12 protein-coding genes are annotated in these 18,267 nt (G+C 71.5%); 2 read left to right on the top strand and 10 right to left on the bottom strand.

Going from position 1 to position 18,267, the window contains the following annotated elements:
* Positions 1–369: 369 nt before the first annotated feature.
* Entirely contained in the window at positions 370–891 is a 522-nt protein-coding gene (locus ACZYRU_RS06355) for a GNAT family N-acetyltransferase (RefSeq protein WP_488956226.1), read from the top strand.
* Positions 888–2,603 carry a hypothetical protein gene (locus tag ACZYRU_RS06350; RefSeq protein WP_488956225.1) on the top strand — a complete coding sequence of 572 codons (1,716 nt, stop codon included), beginning with the start codon at positions 888–890 and terminating at the stop codon, positions 2,601–2,603. The genes ACZYRU_RS06355 and ACZYRU_RS06350 overlap by 4 nt, the downstream gene beginning before the upstream one ends.
* 27 nt (positions 2,604–2,630) lie before the next feature.
* Here ACZYRU_RS06350 and ACZYRU_RS06345 read toward each other — a convergent pair whose 3' ends face one another.
* From ACZYRU_RS06345 to pstA, 10 genes are all read right to left on the bottom strand, one after another.
* A complete protein-coding gene (locus ACZYRU_RS06345) occupies positions 2,631–4,445 on the bottom strand; it encodes a neutral/alkaline non-lysosomal ceramidase N-terminal domain-containing protein (protein ID WP_488956224.1) in 1,815 nt (604 codons plus the stop codon).
* A complete protein-coding gene (locus ACZYRU_RS06340; protein ID WP_488956223.1) occupies positions 4,442–5,044 on the bottom strand; it encodes a MazG nucleotide pyrophosphohydrolase domain-containing protein in 603 nt (200 codons plus the stop codon). Before ACZYRU_RS06340 ends, ACZYRU_RS06345 begins: the two co-directional genes overlap by 4 nt.
* A gap of 3 nt (positions 5,045–5,047) precedes the next feature.
* Entirely contained in the window at positions 5,048–5,758 is a 711-nt protein-coding gene (locus tag ACZYRU_RS06335) for a hypothetical protein (protein WP_488956222.1), read from the bottom strand.
* A 2-nt stretch (positions 5,759–5,760) separates the two neighbouring features.
* Complete coding sequence (gene mfd, locus ACZYRU_RS06330) at positions 5,761–9,291, bottom strand: transcription-repair coupling factor (protein WP_488956221.1); 3,531 nt, start codon at positions 9,289–9,291, stop codon at positions 5,761–5,763.
* Between the two features lie 101 nt (positions 9,292–9,392).
* Positions 9,393–10,244, bottom strand: a complete 852-nt coding sequence (locus tag ACZYRU_RS06325; RefSeq protein WP_488956220.1) for a phosphate ABC transporter ATP-binding protein — start codon at positions 10,242–10,244, stop codon at positions 9,393–9,395.
* A 79-nt stretch (positions 10,245–10,323) separates the two neighbouring features.
* Complete coding sequence (locus tag ACZYRU_RS06320; protein WP_488956219.1) at positions 10,324–11,814, bottom strand: hypothetical protein; 1,491 nt, start codon at positions 11,812–11,814, stop codon at positions 10,324–10,326.
* A 92-nt stretch (positions 11,815–11,906) separates the two neighbouring features.
* Positions 11,907–12,884 carry a sortase gene (locus ACZYRU_RS06315; RefSeq protein WP_488956218.1) on the bottom strand — a complete coding sequence of 326 codons (978 nt, stop codon included), beginning with the start codon at positions 12,882–12,884 and terminating at the stop codon, positions 11,907–11,909.
* Entirely contained in the window at positions 12,881–15,505 is a 2,625-nt protein-coding gene (locus ACZYRU_RS06310; protein ID WP_488956217.1) for a hypothetical protein, read from the bottom strand. The genes ACZYRU_RS06315 and ACZYRU_RS06310 overlap by 4 nt, the downstream gene beginning before the upstream one ends.
* Positions 15,502–17,091, bottom strand: coding sequence for a substrate-binding domain-containing protein (locus tag ACZYRU_RS06305; RefSeq protein ID WP_488956216.1), 1,590 nt, complete (start codon positions 17,089–17,091; stop codon positions 15,502–15,504). The genes ACZYRU_RS06310 and ACZYRU_RS06305 overlap by 4 nt, the downstream gene beginning before the upstream one ends.
* Positions 17,088–18,266, bottom strand: a complete 1,179-nt coding sequence (gene pstA / locus ACZYRU_RS06300; protein WP_488956215.1) for a phosphate ABC transporter permease PstA — start codon at positions 18,264–18,266, stop codon at positions 17,088–17,090. Before pstA ends, ACZYRU_RS06305 begins: the two co-directional genes overlap by 4 nt.
* Position 18,267: the final 1 nt, after the last annotated feature.

Below are 18,267 nucleotides of genomic sequence, written 5' to 3'. Positions count from 1 at the left end.
CAGTGCTGCTGTCGAACGGGGCCGGGTTCCGAGATCCATGACTGGATTCTCCCACCCGCCTCCGACGCAACCGAACGCCGGAAACCCGCCTGTGGACAGGGGAAACTCGATCATTGGGTGTGGAGAACCGACGTCACCCGGTGCATCTCAAGTGTCGTCGCGGGCCGTAGCCCGACCGCCGAGCCCAGCCACCTACGGCCCTTCCTCGCCAGCGCCTCTCCGAACACAACGACGACGCGACCGAAGCGTGCGGACAGTTCCGGCAGCATCTCGGGTGGTCTCGTGACGGTCGCTGCGCGACCTCCTCGACCACCGAAACGCAAGCGACCGGCAAGGCGACCACAAGCGCCCCGAGCCACCCTCGGATCCATGACCACCACCCCCACCTCCTGGCTGCCCGCGACCTGGGCCCACCCGACCCGGGTCCCGGTGACACAGACGCACCACCTGCGCCCGATGGGACCCGCCGACGTCGACCTCGACCTGCCGGCGGTGCACGCGTCGCGGGACCGGCTGTGGTCGATCTACGGACAGGCGTGGGGGTGGCCCCCGGTGGAGCTGAGCCGGGAGGCGGATGTCGACGACCTCGCCCACCACGCGGCGGAGATCGAGGCCCACGAGTCCTTCCTGTACGGCCTCTTCGACACGGACGAGACCGTCCTCCTCGGGTGCGTGTACGTCGATCCGCCGGCCAAGGTCGGCGCCGACGCGGACATCTCGTGGTGGGTGGCCGAGTGCGCCCTCGGCAGCGACGTGGAGCAGGCGCTGGACGCCTTCGTCCCCGCCTGGATCGCGGCCGACTGGCCGCTCCAGCAGCCACGCTACGTCGGCCGCGACCTCACCTGGCAGCAGTGGCTCGCCCTCCCGGACAACACGGAGGCAAACGCATGAGTCGCACGATCCTCCGCCTGGCCATCGGCGCCCTGGCCCTGGTGGCCGGCCTCGTGCCGCTCATGACCCCCGCCCCCGCCCACGCCGGTCAGGTCGGCGTCACCATCGGCATCACCGGCGCCGGCCGGGTCGAGGTCGTGGAGGGGTCGATCGAGGACGGCGGCGGTACGGCGTGCGACCGCACCACCAACCTCGACCACCGGGTGACGCTGACCTGTGCGCGGATCCGCAACGAGGAGCCCTTCGAGGCCTGGGTCTGGCTGCGGCCGTCCTTCTTCGGCGTGCCGGCCGGGTGGGAGTTCGTGGAGTGGCAGGGCTGCGACGAGACCCGCAGCAACAGCAGCGGCACCCGCGACTGCGCGGTGCACTCGGGCGCGTTCTCGACCGTCGACAAGTACCCGGTCGCCGTGTTCCGCGACGTCGACCCGCCGAAGATGACCAGCTTCAACGCCAGCCAGGTGGTCAACGAACAAGGTCGGTTCAGGTTCACCTTCTCCGCCAGCGGTGCGGTGGCCATCCACTGCCAGCTCGACAACGGCGCCTGGGAGAATTGCACCTCGCCGCGCACGCTCACGCTGCCGGAGGGGCAGCACATCTTCGCGGTCCGCTCGGAGGACGCCTCGGGCAACCTGAGCTACTCCCAGTCGCTGCAGGTGCACTCGATCGACACCGCCTTCACCGCGACCCCGCCCAAGCTCGGCAACAGCCGGACCGCGGACTTCTCCTTCAGCTCCCAGGGCGGCAAGGCCTTCGACTGCACGCTGGACGGCTATCAGTTCACCTGCGACAGCGGCCAGGCGCACTTCAGCGACCTCGCCGACGGATCGCACACGCTGACCGTCGCCGGGCGCAACGGGACCTGGGTGGACCCGGTCCCGGCGCACTACGAGTGGACCATCGACGCGACGGCGCCGGAGACGACCCTTGCCGGCGGCCCGGCCGAGGGATCCACGACCACGTCGCGCACCGCCACCTTCAGTCTCGACGCCGTGGGCGCCACGGTCTTCTACTGCTCGATCGACGGCGCCGGGACGCCGTGCGGTCGCGGCCAGGTCACCCTGGAGGGTCTGGCTCCCGGCCGTCACGTGTTCGAGGCGACCTCGCGCGACGATGCGGGCAACCGCGACCAGACCCCGGTGACCCGTACCTGGACGGTGGCCGCGACGGACACCACCGCCCCGGACACCACTCTCACCGGTGGCCCGGCCGACGGCTCGATCGTCACGACACCGGACGCCGCCTTCGCCGTGGGTACGACGGAGCCCGGGTCCCGCACGACCTGCACCCTCGACGGGACCGCCCTGCCGTGCCCGGCCGGACCGCTCGTCCTCAACGGCCTCGCGCCGGGCACCCACGTGCTGACCGCGACGTCCACGGACGCCGCGGGCAACACCGACCCGACCGCGGCGACGCGCACCTGGACCGTGCCGGTCCCGGCCGCCTCCCTCAAGCGCAAGGGCAGCACGCTGAGCCTGCGGGTCCGGGACGCCCGTCGCCTCGCCCTGGTCGTCGCCACCGGCAAGAAGCCCGGCAAGGTCAAGGTCTACGCGGGCAAGCGGCTCGTGAAGACCCAGGCGATCAAGCGCTCCACCCCCACGCAGGTCGTCGACGTGACGACCTTCGCGGTCCCGTGGAGCGGCAAGGTCCGCATCGTCGTGGCGTCGAGCCGCCGCACGGTGCGGGTCGAGGGAGTCGCGGCCCCCACGCGCTGACCTCGGCCGAAGCGGCGCCGCCGGACGTCAGTGGACGACGACCGGCGGCGTCGTCGCGTCGCTGCTGCCGACACAGGTGATCCGGTAGGTCCCGGGCTCCCCCGCCACCCAGGTGACCTCGGCGACGAACCGCAGCCCGCGGTCGCGCCGCCAGCGGATCGTGGTCGACGTCGAGGAGTCGTCGGCGACCTGGTGCCAGGTGTCGCCGTCGCGGCGCTCGAGGCGGAGGTACGTCGGCCGCAGCACCGCGTTCGGGTGCTCGGTGCGGAAGGTCGCGACGACGCTCTCCCCCACCGCCGCAATCGCAGGCGAGGCCAGCACCGAGGCCGGTGCGGAGCGGGCCAGCCGGGGCGAGCCGACGGGCAGGGTCCAGCGCAGCCGGCGGGGTGAGGGCGGGGTGCCCGGGTCCAGCGGCCGCCCCGTGCGCATCGCACCGGCCAGCTCGACGACGGCGTCGGTCAGCACGGCCAGCTCGTGGCGGCCGAAGATCGTGGAGCCCGCCTCGTAGAGCTGCTCGTCGTACTCCTCGGGCGTGGTGACGTAGTGCCCGTAGCCGTTGGCGTAGCCCTGCAGCACGACGTCGTCGACGTCGATCCCGAGCTCGGCGGCGACCGCGCGCCGCAGCCGCCACCCGGCGACGACGGTCACCTCGAACGGCAGGCAGAGCAGGTGCAGGTGGCCCCAGCGGACCAGCTGGAGCAGGTAGGTCTCCTGCACCCAGCGCAGGCTGCCGACGGGCAGGAACAGGTCCTTCGGCTCGTGCGCCGCGGCCAGCGTGGGCCGGCGCCGGTAGAGCCAGCGGCTGAGCCGCTCGGGCACCGGGTTGCGGCGGCCCTCGTCGAACAGCGGCGAGCCCGGGCCGTCGGTCAGCTTGCCGGCGGCGAAGCTCGCGCCCAGGATCGCGCGACCGGTGCGGCCGGACGCGGCCGTCCGCTCGGCCATCCGCACCCACCGGTGCCGTACGTCGACCAACGGCGCCACCTCGACGCCCGGCTCCGCGGCGAGCCGGCGCGCGGCGGCCAGCTGGCGCTCGCCGATGACCCGGGTGTTCTCGCGTTCGTCCCGCGTGGGCCCGGTGGCCGGCTGGAGCTCCAGGTTGGGGCTGAGGTCGCCCGCGTTGGTCTGCGCGAACGCCGTGACGAGATCGCCGTCCTGCTCCCACTCGTGGGCGGCCCAGCCCTTGTTGTCGGCGCTGATCAGCCGGTTGCGGTTGGACATCGAGGTGTTGTGGACCGGGAACCAGCTGATCACGCCGGCCAGCTCGCCGGCGCGCTCGAGACGCAGCAGGGTCATCCGCGGGTCGATGCCGTCGGGGAACAGCGCCCGCTCGTCGGCCGGGTCGCGCTCGAACGCCGCCCGGGCCCGGTTGGCGCTCGCGTCGTGCAGCTCGCCACGGGTGAGCCGCAGCGTGGTCGGCGCCAGGTCGGCGTCCGCGCGGGCGATCGCGTCGACCACGCCGTCGACGAGTCGCTCGAACGTGCGCGGGCGGAAGCCCCCGGTGGTGATGTTGTAGAGGATGTCGTGACCGTGGCCGCCCGGCCCGCAGTGGGTGTGGGTGGCCGTGAGGACGACATTGCCCGCGCCGTACGTCGAGCCGAAGCGGTCGGCCAGCCGCTCGTGGATCGCGGTCACGGTGGCCTGGAAGAACATGCCGATGTCGGCGACGACGTACGCCGTGCGGCGGCTCCCGTCGTCGAGCACGAACGCGCGGGCGTACTGGCGCGACAGGATCCCGCAGGTGCGCTGGTCAGGCATCCCGTAGCCCATCATCCCGACGCCCCACGGCTCGCCGGTCACGTCGGCGATACCGCGCCCGACCAGCCAGCCGCCGGGTTCGGTCACTGCCTCCTCCGCACGGCGTCGCGCAGCGCCTGCTCCGGGTCGACGCCCTCGGCACGGGCCTCGGCGACCAGGGCGAGCAGGCGCTCGCCGACGTCGGACGAGTCCGGGACCAGGTCGAGCGGGATCCCGGCGCGCTCGCGGCGGCCGAGCGTCTTGTCGGCGTACAGGAGAGCGGGGAGCGCGGCCGGCAGCTCGGACGGGGCGGACTGCTCGGCCGCCTTGATCCGCTGCCAGCGCTCGTCGACCTGCTCCGCCGTGAGGTCGTCGTCGGAGACGTCGCCGAAGACGTGCGGGTTGCGGCGGCGCATCTTCGCAGTGATCCCTCGGGCGACGTCGTCGAGCGAGAAGTCGCCGCGCTCCTCGGCGATCACGGCGTGGAAGACGACCTGCAGCAGCAGGTCGCCGAGCTCCTCGGCGAGGTGGCCGAACTCGCCGCTCGCCTCTGCCTCGTCGATGGCGTCGACGGTCTCGTAGGTCTCCTCGAGCAGGTAGCGCACCAGCGAGCGGTGGGTCTGCTCCTGCTTCCACGGGCACTCCGCCCGCAGCCGCCGCATCACCTCGACGAACTCGGCGACCGGCCCGTCCGCAGGCTCGGACACTGCCTATCCCTGGGGCACGACCGCCGCCGGCGCGACGGCCGGGCCGCAGCGCTGGTCCGCGGGCAGCTTCGCGACCTGCTCGGGCGTCATGGCGGAGGTGTTGCTGGCGTCCTTGGCCTCACTGCTCACCGGCACCGAGAGCGGGTCGCCGCTGAAGACGCCGGTCGTGGCGTCGTACGTCCCGAAGACCGGGTTGAAGCTGACGTCGTGCTCGTCGAGCCACTTCGTGATCAGCGCGATGCCCGCGGCGACGGCGGCGTCGCCCTGCGCGCCGGACTCGTCGGCTCCCAGCTGTTCGACCGGGTCGGTGAGCCGCTGCTTGATCCAGGTCAGGAACTCGAAGGTGTCGTAGTTGTCGTCGTCGATCGTGCCGAGGGCGCCCCACTCGTCGGTCACGGACGTCCGGTCGATCTGCTCGGCCGGCAGGGACACCCCGTGCTCGGGTGCCAGGTCGTCGACGGCGACCGCCTGGGTCCAGCCGACGACGAACTGCGCACGGACCAGCGCGATGGGCGCCGCCTGTGCCTGCGGGTTGGTCGCAGCCAGGGCGCAGTAGTCCTGGACCGCCTGGTCGACCTTGCTGAGCGAGAGCTGCTGGCCCTCGACCTCGGCGGCCACGCCGGGCTTCACGTCGTTGTCGCTGACGCCGCAGCCGGCGGTGAGCAGGGCAACCGCAGCGAGACTCGCTGCAGCGGACCGGAACGTGGGACGCACACTCACTCCTTGGGGTCGATGACCGCGTCGATGACGAGCCGGGCCCATTCAAGCAGGGCGACCCCCTCGAGGGGCGTTCCCGTCCGCCCCGGGATGCCGGGTCGCGGCACCAGGATCGACTCGAGCTGGTGCTTGACGATCGACTTCGGGTAGAGGCGGTTGAGCCGGATGGTGCGCGACTCGGGCAGCACGACGGGGTGGAAGCGCACGTTCTTGCCGACCGTGGTGACCTCCTTGACCCCGGCCTGCCGCACCCGGGCCCGGAAGCGTGCGACCAGGAGCAGCGCGGTGACCTGCTCGGGCGGCTCGCCGTACCGGTCCTGGAGCTCTCCGACGATCTCGTCGACGTCGGCGTCGGTGCGGACCTCGGCGAGGCGCTTGTAGATCTCCAGCCGGAGCCGCTCGCTGGGGATGTAGTCGTGCGGCAGGTGGGCCTCGACCGGAAGCTCGATGCGGACCTCCTCGAGCTGTTCCGGCGCCCCGCCGTCGGACCGGAAGTCGCGCACCGCCTCGCCGACCAGGCGGACGTAGAGGTCGAAGCCGACGTCGGCTATGTGGCCGGACTGCTCGCCACCGAGCAGGTTGCCGGCGCCGCGGATCTCGAGGTCCTTCATCGCGATCGCCATGCCGCCGCCGAGGTCGGAGTGCTGCGCCAGGGTGGCGAGCCGCTCGTGGGCGGTCTCGGTGAGCGGCTTCTCGGTCGGGTAGAGGAAGTAGGCGTAGGCCCGCTCGCGCGAACGACCCACGCGACCGCGCAGCTGGTGGAGCTGCGAGAGGCCGAGCGTGTCGGAGCGCTCGATGATCATCGTGTTGGCGTTGGAGACGTCGATGCCGGACTCGACGATGGTCGTGCAGACCAGCACGTCGAAGTTCTTCTCCCAGAAGTCGACCATCACCTGCTCCAGCTGGTGCTCGCCCATCTGGCCGTGGGCCGTCGCGACCCTCGCCTCGGGCACCAGCTCGCGGATCTTCGCCGCCGCCTTCTCGATCGAGCTCACCCGGTTGTGGATGTAGAACACCTGTCCGTCGCGCAGCAGCTCACGCCTGATCGCCGCCACGACCTGGCGGTCCTCGTAGCCACCGACGTAGGTCAGCACCGGGTGCCGCTCCTCGGGCGGCGTGGTGATCGTCGACATCTCGCGGATGCCGGTGATCGCCATCTCCAGGGTGCGCGGGATGGGCGTGGCGGACATGGAGAGGACGTCGACCGAGGTCCGCAGCCGCTTCATCGCCTCCTTGTGCTCGACACCGAAGCGCTGCTCCTCGTCGACGACGATCAGGCCGAGGTCCTTGAACTTCGTGTCGGCGTTGAACAGCCGGTGGGTGCCGACCACGACGTCGACGGTGCCGTCGGCGAGGCCGGCGATCGTCTCCGCGGCCTCCTTGTCGGTCTGGAACCGGCTGAGCGGCTTGAGGTTGATCGGGAAGCCGCTCATGCGCTCGGAGAAGGTCGTCAGGTGCTGGTTGACGAGCAGCGTCGTCGGCACCAGGACGGCGACCTGCTTGCCGTCCTGCACCGCCTTGAACGCCGCTCGCACGGCGATCTCGGTCTTGCCGTAGCCGACGTCACCGCAGATGAGGCGGTCCATCGGGATGGTCCGCTCCATGTCGGCCTTGACCTCGTCGACCGTGGTCAGCTGGTCGGGGGTCTCGTGGAACGGGAAGGCGTCCTCGAGCTCGCGCTGCCAGGGGGTGTCGGGGCCGAAGGCGTGGCCCTGCGTGGCCTGGCGGGCGGCGTACAGCTTGATCAGCTCGGCCGCGATCTCGCGGACCGCCTTGCGGGCCTTGTTCTTGCGCTTGGTCCAGTCGCCGCCGCCGAGCCGGTCGAGGCTGGGCTGCTCGCCGCCGACGTAGCGGGTGACCTGGTCGAGGGTGTCGGCCGGGACGAACAGCCGGTCCGCCGGGCCGCCGCGCTTGGAGGGGCCGTACTCGAGGACGAGGTACTCGCGGATGGCGCCCTGCACCTCGCGCTGCTTCATCTCGACGAACCGGCCGACGCCGTGCTGCTCGTGGACGACATAGTCGCCGGCCTTGAGCTCCAGCGGGTCGATCTGCCGCTTGCGCCGCACCGGCATCGCGCCCTTGTCGCGCACCGAGGCCTTGGTGCCGACGATGTCCTCGCCGGTGAGGATCGCCAGGCCGCGGCCGGTGTCGACCAGGCCGTGGCCGAGGTTGCCGCAGGTGATCGTGACGACGGCCGGGTCGAGCTGGTGCCCGGCCGGGAGGTCCTCGACGAGACGGGCCGGGACGTCCTGCTCCCCCAGCGCCTCGACCATGCGCTGCGCGGGACCGTGGCCGACGTGCACGACCGCCACGGCGTGACCCTCGCTGCGCCAGCGGGTGATGTCGACGAAGGCCTTCGCCACGTCGCCGCGGTACGACGGCGCCGGCTGCACCGTCATCCGCTGGTCGAGCTCGTCGAGACCCTCGTCGTCGAGGCCGAACGGGCTGAACGTCCACCAGGCCTGGCCGCGCTCGCGGGCGTGGGCCCGGACGTCGGCGAGCGACTGGTACGACGCCGCCTGCAGGTCGATCGGCGCCTGCCCACCGCTGGCGGCGGTGGCCCACGACGCGGCGAGGAACTCCTCGCTGGTGGCGACCAGGTCGTGCGCGCGGGCGCGGGCCCGCTCGGGGTCGAGCACCAGGATCCGGGTGTCGGCGGGCATCAGGTCGACGAGCAGCTCGAGCTCGTCGACGAGGGCCGGGATCAGCGCCTCCATGCCCTCGACGGCGATGCCCTGGGCGAGCTTGTCGGTGATCTCGAGGAGCTGCGGGTGGGTCTGGCCGAGCTCGGCCGCCCGCGCCCGGACCTCGTCGGTGAGCAGCAGTTCGCGGCACGGCGGGGCCCACAGCCGGTCGACCTTGGTGATCGTGCGCTGGTCGGCGACCGCGAAGGAGCGGATCTCGTCGACCTCGTCGCCGAAGAACTCCACGCGCAGCGGGTGCTCCTCGGTCGGCGGGAAGACATCGACGATGCCGCCGCGGACCGCGAACTCGCCGCGCTTCTCGACCAGGTCGACGCGGGAGTACGCCGCACCGACCAGCCCGGCGACGACGTCGTCGATCTCCGCGGTCGCGCCGACGGTCAGCTCGACCGGCACCAGGTCGCCGAGACCCTTGACCTGCGGCTGCAGCACGCTGCGCACCGGCGCGACGACGACCTGGACCGGCCCGGTCGTCGCGTCCGTCCCCGGGTGGCACAGGCGGCGCAGCACGGCGAGCCGCCGGCCGACCGTGTCGCTGCGCGGGCTGAGCCGCTCGTGGGGCAGGGTCTCCCAGCTCGGGTAGTAGGCGACGCCCGCCGGGTCGATCAGGTCGCCCAGCTCGGCGACCAGCTGCTCGGCCTCACGCGTGGTCGCGGTGACCACGAGGACCGGCCGCCCGGCCCGGACCAGGCCGGTCGCCAGGAAGGGCCGCAGCGCCTCCGGACCGGTCAGCTCACCGGTCGGCTGGTCACCGCTCGTGGCGCCCGCCAGCGCGGCGGACAGGGTCGGGTCGGCGAGGACGGCGTCGGCGAGGCCGGCGAGACTCACGGGGCACACCTTTGGTCGAGGAACACGACGATTGCCCCCGGTCTGGCTGCGACCGGGGGTGCAGGCGTCAGCCTACGCCGGGGCGCCGACAGTCCCGTCGCTCAGCCGAACCGTCCGTTGACGTAGTCGTAGGTCCGCGAGTCCTGCGGGCTCTGGAACATCGCCTCGGTGGCACCGTGCTCGACGATCACACCGGGCTGGCCCTGCGAGGCGAGGAAGAACGCGCACTGGTCGGAGACCCGCGCGGCCTGCTGCATGTTGTGGGTGACGATCACGATCGTCACCTCGCGGGCGAGCTCGAGCATGGTCTCCTCGATCACCCGCGTGGACGTCGGGTCGAGGGCCGAGCAGGGCTCGTCCATGAGCAGCACCCGCGGCTTGATGGCCAGCGAGCGGGCGATGCACAGGCGCTGCTGCTGGCCGCCGGACAGGCCGCCGCCCGGAGCGTCGAGCCGGTCCTTGACCTCCTTCCAGAGGCCGCCCTTGACCAGGCAGGACTCGACCAGCTCGTCCTTGTCGGCCTTCCTCAGCCGGGTGCCGGTGAGCTTGAGGCCGGCCAGCACGTTCTCCTGGATCGACATCGCCGGGAACGGGTTCGGCTTCTGGAAGACCATGCCGATAGCACGGCGGGCGTCGATCAGCCGCTTGCTCGGGTCGTAGATGTCCTCCCCGTCGAGCAGCACCTCGCCGGCCAGCTGGGCCGACGGGACGAGCTCGTGCATCCGGTTGAGGATGCGCAGGAAGGTCGACTTGCCGCAGCCGGACGGGCCGATGAGGGCGGTGATCCGGCCCGCGTCCATCGTGAGCGAGACCCGGTCGAGGACCTTGTGGTCGCCGAACCAGGCGGTGATGTCGCGCGCGTCGAGGGAGGCCAGTGACGCCTCCGGGCCCGGTACGTCGGCGCCGACCGCGGGGATGACCATCGTGCGCTCTGCGGTGGCTTCGGTGTCCATGCTGCTCTTCCTGTTCAGAGGGCGGTGCCGGGCGACCGCGCGGGGGCGGTCACCCGGCACCGGGGTGGTGCGGTGATGCTCAGGCGCAGGCGGCCGTCTGGGCCTGCTTCGCCTTCTTGACCTTCTTGGCCAGCTTCTTCACGGTGGCGGCGGACTTGTGCGCCTTCTTCGCCTTCTTGAGGGCCTTCTTCGCCTTCGTGACCTTGGCCGTGGCCGTGTCGCAGCCGGCCGTGTTCGGGGCGGTCGCAGCGACGACGGTGACGGTCGCCGTCGTCTGGGCAGTCTGGAAGTTCGACTGGCCCGGCGTGAAGACGGCCTTGATGGTGTGGCTGCCGGCAGCCAGCGCCAGCGGCGTGGTGACGGCCTGGCCGGAGACGACCTTGACGTTGCTGGCGAGCACGGTCGCGCCCTCGGTGAAGGTCACCGAGCCGACGGCGGTGGGCGACGAGGTCACCTTGGCGGTCAGGTTGACCGCGCCCGGGTTGCCGGCGCCGGTGACGGTGACGGCCGGGGTGGTGACGGCGTTGAGGGTGAAGTTGCTGCTGGCAGCGCTCATCACCTTGCCGCAGTCGCCGCCGAGGGCCGCCGTGGCGAGCTGCTCGAAGCCGGCCTGCGCGATCAGGTCGTGGGCAGCGGCCGAGCAGACGAAGCCGGTCTCACCGAACACGGCCTGGATGTCGGCGCGCGACGCCTCCTCGGCGCGGACCACGTTGTAGAGGTTGCGCTTGAACGCGGTCGACGTGGCCGGGTCGACGTTCGTCGAGATGTCCTTGACGGTGCCGGCCAGCGCGGCGCGGCCCTTCGAGAACGGGACGAGGGCGAGCGCGTCGATCGCGAACAGGCCGGCGTCGTGCTCCTGGACGAAGGAGCCGGCCGGGTCGGCGTCGTTGGTGTGGTCCTTGACGCACGCGCCGTAGGTCTGCCCGGCGGGCACCACCTTGCTCTTGAAGAAGGACTCGGTGCCCGAGCCCTGCTTGGGGATGTAGGGGTGGATCGCGGTGCCGTCCCCCCACGTCGTCTTGGTGCAGGTGACGTAGATCGCCTGCAGGTCGGCCAGGCTCAGGTTGGCGCTGTGGGAGTTGCCGCCCGCGACCGCCGGGACGACGGTGTCGAGCGCGAAGGGGATCGAGCGCATGCCGTCGCTGTAGTTCTGCGCGGAGGGCGCGCCCGACGAGCGGGCGAAGTCGACCTCCGAGGCGCGGCCGGTGCCGTAGAGCGTGGCGCGGCCCGGGCCGGACCCGTTGGGTCGCGCCAGCGGCTGGCCGGTCCCGTCGACGACGACCGGCGCCGGCAGGTCGCCGCCACCGAGGGCGCCGAAGGTGGCGATGTCGAAGGTCTGGCCGTAACCGGCCTTGGCACCACTGTTCCAGGCGCCGGCGAGAAGCTTGAGCGCCATCTCGGAGGTGTCCGAGCCGGCGCCGATCAGGTCGGCCGTGACGACACCCGAGGTCTTGCTGTCGGTCGCGGCGTTCGGGGCGTAGGCGGCCGAGGCCGTGCCGGCGGTCAGGGCGACGGTCGACCCGGCGACGGCGGTCACCAGGACTGCCGCGAGGGACTTGCGTACAGACATCTGCTTCGCTTCCTGTGGTGGTGGGTGCGGCCGACACCGTGTGTGCAAGGGCCGCGGCGTGTGTTCACTTGTCGGTGCCGTCGGGACGGCGCTCAGATCAGGTTGGGCAGCAACCTCATGACCACGTCCGTGGTCACCCACGCCAGGGCGAGCGCGAGGGGCGTTGCCACCACCCACACGTGCACCAGCGACCATCTCTGACGGGCGGCGATGACCCCGAGCGTCAGCGCCAGGAGCAGCGCGAGGTCGAGGGCGAGCAGGGGTAGTGCCCCCAGGTCCTCGCCCATCGGCTTCTCCGAATCGGGAACCGTCGGCGGAAGGCCGGACGGAGCGGGGAACGCCGAGGCTGCCTCGGCGTCGACGTAGATGACCTCGCCCGGCGCGATCGCGCTCAGCCGGCCGTGTCCCTCGGCCGTGACGAGCGTGAGGCGCGACCTCCCGCTGGCCAGCGGCTGGGGCAGCGGGTCGCCGCTGCGGCGCAGGGCCTGCACCGTGAACACGACGCGGCCCTGGCCCACGGTGACCTCGATCCGGTCACCACGCTCCAGCTCGCCGAGGTCGGCGAACGGACCGCCGTAGGACGCGGCTCGTCCGAACACGACGGACGTCCCGGCCTGGCCGGGCAGCACGGTGTTGCGCTGGTGGCCCGGGCCGGCCAGCAGGTCACCGGAGGCGGTGCCCTCGACGACGACCTGCTGGAATCCCAGACGCGGGATCTCGAGGAGGGCGACGGGGTCGCCCGGCGCGGTCACCGGTCCGACCGTGGCGGTCGCGGCGGCCACCTGGGCGCGGAACTCGTCGTAGAGCAGGTGCTGGTGGCGCTCCTGGGACACACCCCCGAGGACCAGGAGCTGCAGCAGCATCCAGCCCGCGACGAGCGCCACCATCGTGGTCGACGTGCTCACCACCGCGCCGGCGGTCTGGGTCCGGTTCGGCGGGGTGACGGGCCGCGGCGGTCGGGGCCCCCGGCGCTGCGGCGGGCGGCGCCGCAGCCGGTCCAGGCGGCTGCGTGCCGGCGACGTCGTCGGCACGTCCTCGGTCACGGCGGCCTGTTCGTCGAGCGCGGTCATCGGCGACGGCTCCAGAGCAGGAAGCCCCGCGAACCCGCGCTCACGAGGGCGAACACGAGACCGAGCAGGAAGAGCACCGGGAGCAGGCGTCCGCTCCACTGCGAGGACACCGCCTGCGTCGGGGGCATGTCGATGGCCTCAGGCGCCCCTGCCGGCGCTGCTGCCGGCGGCGCCCCTGCAGCCTCGGCGGCCGCAGCGTCCGGCGCACCCGGGGTCACGATGGCCGGGGCAGCGCCCTCGGCCGGCGCTGCGGGCGCCTGCTGCCTCTCGATGGCGTTCGCGACGACCTGGGCACGGGCGAACAGCCTCTTGGTCGCGCCCGCGTTGCGGATCGGCACGAAGCCGCCCGGCAGCTCGCCGTTGCCGCTGCCGGGGCGCTGGCCCTCGGACGTGGCGATCCGGATGAACTGCGCGACCTTGGCCGCGTCCTTCTTGTCCAGGTTCTGGGTCTTGGCGGCGGTGTAGACGAGCATCGTGCCCGGGTAGGCCGTCGACGACTTCTGCACCTGGGCCTGGTCCAGCCGGTACGGATCGCGCTTCTTGCCCTCCTTCATCAGCTCGACGGCGGCTGTCATCGAGGCCGTGGACGGAGCGACGAACTTGTCGGGCTTGGTCTGCAGGGCCGCTGAGCGCAGCCCGAACCGGTCAGCGTCGCCGAGGCTCACCACACCGAGGATGAACCGGGAGCCGTAGGGCTGCCGCTCCACGCGGCCGAGCTTGTAGGTCGGCGGGGTGGTGCTGATGTCGGTGTCGCACCGGGTCTGCACGTTCGGCCAGCCGTCCAGCAGCGCGTCGGAGATCTTGCGCAGCGACGTCACCGGTGCGGCGATGTTGTTGAAGTACGTCGACGGGTTCGCGATCTGGCACTGGGTGCTGCCGGCCGGGACGAAGTCGTCGAGCAGCGGCCACTCCGAGGTCGGCAGCTTCAGCTTCTTGTACGACGGGTTGACCCGCATCCCCCAGGGGTCGGCCTTCCCGTTGACGAAGGCCATCGCGGCCTTGTCCTGGGCGATGTACTCGGTGAGCTGCTCGATGATGTCCGAGGAGTTCGACAGTGACAGGAGCGTCGCTCCGGCCTCCTGCGGCATCTGGTCGAGGCCAGGGTTGAGCTTGATGAACTCGGGGTCGGCCATGATCCCCCACGGGCTGCTCGCCATCCCCGGGTGCTGGGCGCCGAAGGTGGATCCCGCGTACGAGAGGGTCATCAACTTGGCGAGCAGCCGCGCGTTGAGACGCAGCTCGGTGTACTCGCCGGCGTTGCCGGGACGGTCGATGACGTAGCCGATCCCGAACCCGGTGATCGCGGTCGGGGCGTAGCCGACGGGGTCGCCGCTCGACTCGTGCTGCGAGGAGACCATCGCCGCGGCGCCCTCACCGCTGCTCATCAGCTGGAACCCGGCCACGTCGGGCATCTGGTTCATCTGGAACTTGAAGCGCTTCTTGTTCAGGCAGTAGGCCGGCGACCACTGCAGGGCCGCCTGGGCCAGCAGCTCGGAGCCGTAGAAGCCGGTGGGCGAGCGCTTGTCGAGCAGGTCGCAGACGTCCGGCGGCGGCCCGAACGTGATCGGCACGACGAACCGGTTGGCCCAGTTCGACGCCGACCACCAGTACGCCGGCGAGACGGCGGCGTCCGGGGCACCCACGAAGTTGCTCGAGCCGGGCTCGAACTGGCCGGTCTTGCGGCAGACCTGCTCGATGGGCTCGAGCTGGCTGTCGACGTCGCTCGAGGCGCGCTCGCAGGAGATGCCCTGGATCGGGACGACGACGATGGAGCAGGGGGTCTTCTGGCTGCAGCCCAGCGACTCGTTCTCTGTGCTTGACCGGACCTCGAACTGCAGGGATCCGTTGCCCTTGCTGTCCGTGAAGGCGTTGATCTCGGCCGGAGGGAAGGCAGAGTCCACCGCGGCCTCCGGCGGCATGTGCGCGGCGTCGCAGGCCGAGTAGACCTTGCCGCTGGCGGCGACGAAGGGCGTCACGTGCGTGTAGAGCAGGCCCGACCGGTCGATCGCGGGACAGTCGGCGGCCTCGGGCATCGGGTTCATGCCGGACAGCACGTCCTTGTCGGCGGCGTCCGCGTGCTCGTCCTCGATCCACACCGCGGCCGACTTGGAGACACCGACCTGGGACCGCTGCGTGACCGACGAGGTCCAGCAGGTCTCGGGACGCACCTGATCGCCCTGGCCGCGGCACTGCATGACGACGACCGGGTACTCCTGGGTGAGTCCGCGCACGCCGTACGGGTCGGAGGCGCGTCCGGCGCTCGGCTGCGCGCCGCTCCACGTGACCTGGACCCGCTCGCGACCGCGCAGGTTCGTGGTGTGGTCGACGTTGACGGTCATCGCGTAGGGCCGACCGGTGAGCGGGTTGAGGAAGTCGTAGGTCGAACCGTCATTGTTGACGAACTGCCGGGCGAAGGAGTGGGTCTGCGTCCAGGACGAGTCCCCCTTGCCTGCGCCGATCCGGGTCGGCAGCTCCGGCGCGGTGTACGGCGTCCGGGGCATCGTCCCCTTGTGGCCGTGGCTCGGCCGGCCGTCGTCGTCGGCCTGGGCGGTGCCGCCCGCCAGCACCGAGGCGCCGAGCAGAGCGAGGAGGAGCAGCGCTGCTGCGGGACGGCGGCTCATCGGCCCTCTCCTCGGGCGGCCAGGCGGCGCCGGTACGTCGCGGCCAGCAGACCCGGCAGCAGGACCAGGGCGAGCAGCTCCGCGACCACGACCCACCCGAACGGGCGTCGGTCGCCGGATCGCGAGGCCGACAGCGTGTCCGGGGAGGCGTAGACCTGCTCGGTGCCGCTGGAGACAGGTGTCGTACCGGCCTCGGCGACGGGCACCTGCTGCCCGGTGACCGGGTCGACCGCGGCCGGCGGTGCGGCCGCCGGGGCCCCGGCAGGCGCTCCGCCTGCGGCGGCGTCCTCGGTGGCCGGCTCGCCGGTCCCGGTGTCGAAGCCGCACGGTCCGGCACCGACCTTGTCGCACGCGGGGGGCTTCGGCGCCTTCTGGGCGAGCACGTTCTTGTTCGGGTTCTTGCCGTCGAACGTCGGGTTGTTGCAGCTCTTGACGTCACGGTTCGTGAGCTCGACCGCCGGGTCGGCGGCCTTCAGCTTCGCGATCTGGTCGAAGCCGGCCTGGACCAGGTTGAGAGGCAGCGACGAGTACCCGTAGGAGCCGGCCTTGGTCTGACCGGAGCACAGCGAGTAGTACATGAAGTCGGCCAGCGTCTGCCGCTTCGCCGTCGTCATCCGCTGGTCGCTCGCGCCCGTCGGGATGATCATGTAGGAGTACGACGAGATCGGGTACGACCGTGGGTCGTTGTACGTGTAGACCCCGTCGAGGTTCTGCGTCAGGTAGAGCGGGGACGTGGTGTCCATGTTGATCTTGGCCTGGGTCAGCGCCACCGCGGTGTTGTACTGCGTGGGCTCGACGAAGTAGCCGGCCGCGTTCTGCACCTTGACCACCGGGTAGTTCGCGTTGATCGGGTACGAGTACTCGACGTAGCCGATCATCCCGTTGCCGGAGAACCCCTTGATCGTGTTCATCACCTGGTCGGAGCCGGCCTGGCTGACCATCCGGCTGCCCGACTTCTTCGGGTAGTACGACGTCAGCCCGGAGCGGCCGAAGTACGGACGCCAGATGCTGGGGTACTGCTTGTCCATCCACGTGGTGAACTGCGCCGTCGTACCGGACCCGTCGGAGCGGACCACCGGGATGATCGGCAGGGCCGGGAACTTCCTCCCGTTGTTGTCCTTGGCGATCGCCGGGTCGTTCCAGTTGGTGATCTGGTTGGTGAAGATCTTCGCGAGCGTCTCGCCCGACAGACGCAGGTTCTTGACCTGCTGCTTCCCGACCTTGAGCTGGTACGTGAACGCCGTTCCTCCCGCCACGATCGGCAGGTAGGCGTACGAGCGGCCGTTGCTGGTGTCGGCGAGGCCCTGTTCGTCCGTGCCCTGGTAGGGGATCTCGGAGATCGCGAAGTCGACGCTGTTGTTGGCGAAGTCCTTGCGGCCCTTGGTCGAGCCACCACCGGTGTAGACGACCTTCATGCCGTTGGCGTTCACGTCGGCGATCCACTGCTGGACGATGAGCTCCGACCAGGTCGAGCCGGTGCCCTCGATCTGGGCGTAGGGCACGGCGGCGAAGGCGGCCAGGGGCAGGCTGACACCGAAGACGAGAGCCAGCAGGGCCGCCGTCAGGGTGCGTCCACGGCGCTTCACGAGTTGATCTCCTTCATGGCACGGGGCCGGGTGGGCTTGGCCTTCTTGGCCCGCTTCGGGCGGGCCACGACCCGCGCGAGGATGAACAGGAACAGGACGAGGCCGAGCAGCACGGTCGCGGCCGCGAAGGCCCGTGTGATCGCCTGCGGCTCACCGCTGCGCACGGTTGTGTAGATGTAGAGCGGCAGCGAGTTCATGACGCCGTCGGTCGGACCGACGACCATGAACGCGGCCGCACCGGAGGTGAGCAGCACGGGCGAGGTCTCCCCCACGCCGCGGGCGACACCGAGGATGACGGCGGTCGCGAGGCCGGGCCGCGCCGTGGGCAGGACGACGTGCCACACGGTGCGCCACCGGCTCGCGCCGAGCGCGAGGCTGGCCTCCCGCAGGTTTCCGGGAACGACCCGGAGGACGACGTCCGCGGCCCGGGCCACGATCGGCAGCATCATCACCGCGAGCGCGAGCGCCGCGGCCAGGCCGGAGCGTGGCCAGCCGGCGACCACGATGACCGTGGTGTAGATGAACAGGCCGGCGACGACCGACGGCAGCGCGGTCATCGCCTCGACGATCGTGCGCACCAGGCCCGCGAAGCGTCCGCCGACCTCGGTCATGAAGATCGCGGTTCCGATGCCGAGCGGCAGCACGATGACCAGCGCGATGCCGATCTCGATCATGGAGCCGACCGCGGCATGGGCGATGCCGCCCACGTCGAACGGGTCCTTCGGTCCCACGCCGGCCATGTCGTCGACGAAGAAGTTGACGTGCAGCAGCGGCCGCCAGCCGCGCAGCACGATGAACGACAGGGTGCTCACCAGTGCCGCGCCGACGACGAGGGCACCGCCGGTGACGACCGAGGCAACGACCCGGTCGCGCACCTCCACCATCGACACGGTGAGCGCCGACAGGACCGCGGTGACGACCAGGCCGAGCACGAACCAGACGACGAGGAACCAGGCCGGGCCGGGGAGCGGCAGCAGCCGCTGGGTGACCAGCCAGGCCAGGCCCAGGGCCGAGGCCCACGCGCCCCAGCGCACGAACCTCTCGTCGGCGGTCGGTCGCCCCAGGGAGGGCCGGGGCACGGCGGGAGCGGCGTCGTCGTCGTACGACGGCAGCACGGTCGTGCCGCGCGCCTCGACCGGCGCGGTGGCCGGCGAGCTGGTCGGTGAGGTCGTCATC

The organism is Nocardioides sp. F233 (assembly GCF_057813895.1).
Note: the sequence above shows the minus strand (reverse complement) of the source record. Positions and strands in the feature narration are given on the sequence as shown.

Bases quoted from the DNA above. Each gene is read 5' to 3' on its own strand.
- ACZYRU_RS06355 (WP_488956226.1), top strand. From the start codon at position 370: ATGACCACCACCCCCACCTCCTGGCTGCCCGCGACCTGGGCCCACCCG.
- ACZYRU_RS06350 (WP_488956225.1), top strand. From the start codon at position 888: ATGAGTCGCACGATCCTCCGCCTGGCCATCGGCGCCCTGGCCCTGGTG.
- ACZYRU_RS06325 (WP_488956220.1), bottom strand. From the start codon at position 10,244: ATGGACACCGAAGCCACCGCAGAGCGCACGATGGTCATCCCCGCGGTC.
- ACZYRU_RS06320 (WP_488956219.1), bottom strand. From the start codon at position 11,814: ATGTCTGTACGCAAGTCCCTCGCGGCAGTCCTGGTGACCGCCGTCGCC.
- ACZYRU_RS06315 (WP_488956218.1), bottom strand. From the start codon at position 12,884: ATGACCGCGCTCGACGAACAGGCCGCCGTGACCGAGGACGTGCCGACG.
- ACZYRU_RS06310 (WP_488956217.1), bottom strand. From the start codon at position 15,505: ATGAGCCGCCGTCCCGCAGCAGCGCTGCTCCTCCTCGCTCTGCTCGGC.
- pstA (WP_488956215.1), bottom strand. From the start codon at position 18,266: ATGACGACCTCACCGACCAGCTCGCCGGCCACCGCGCCGGTCGAGGCG.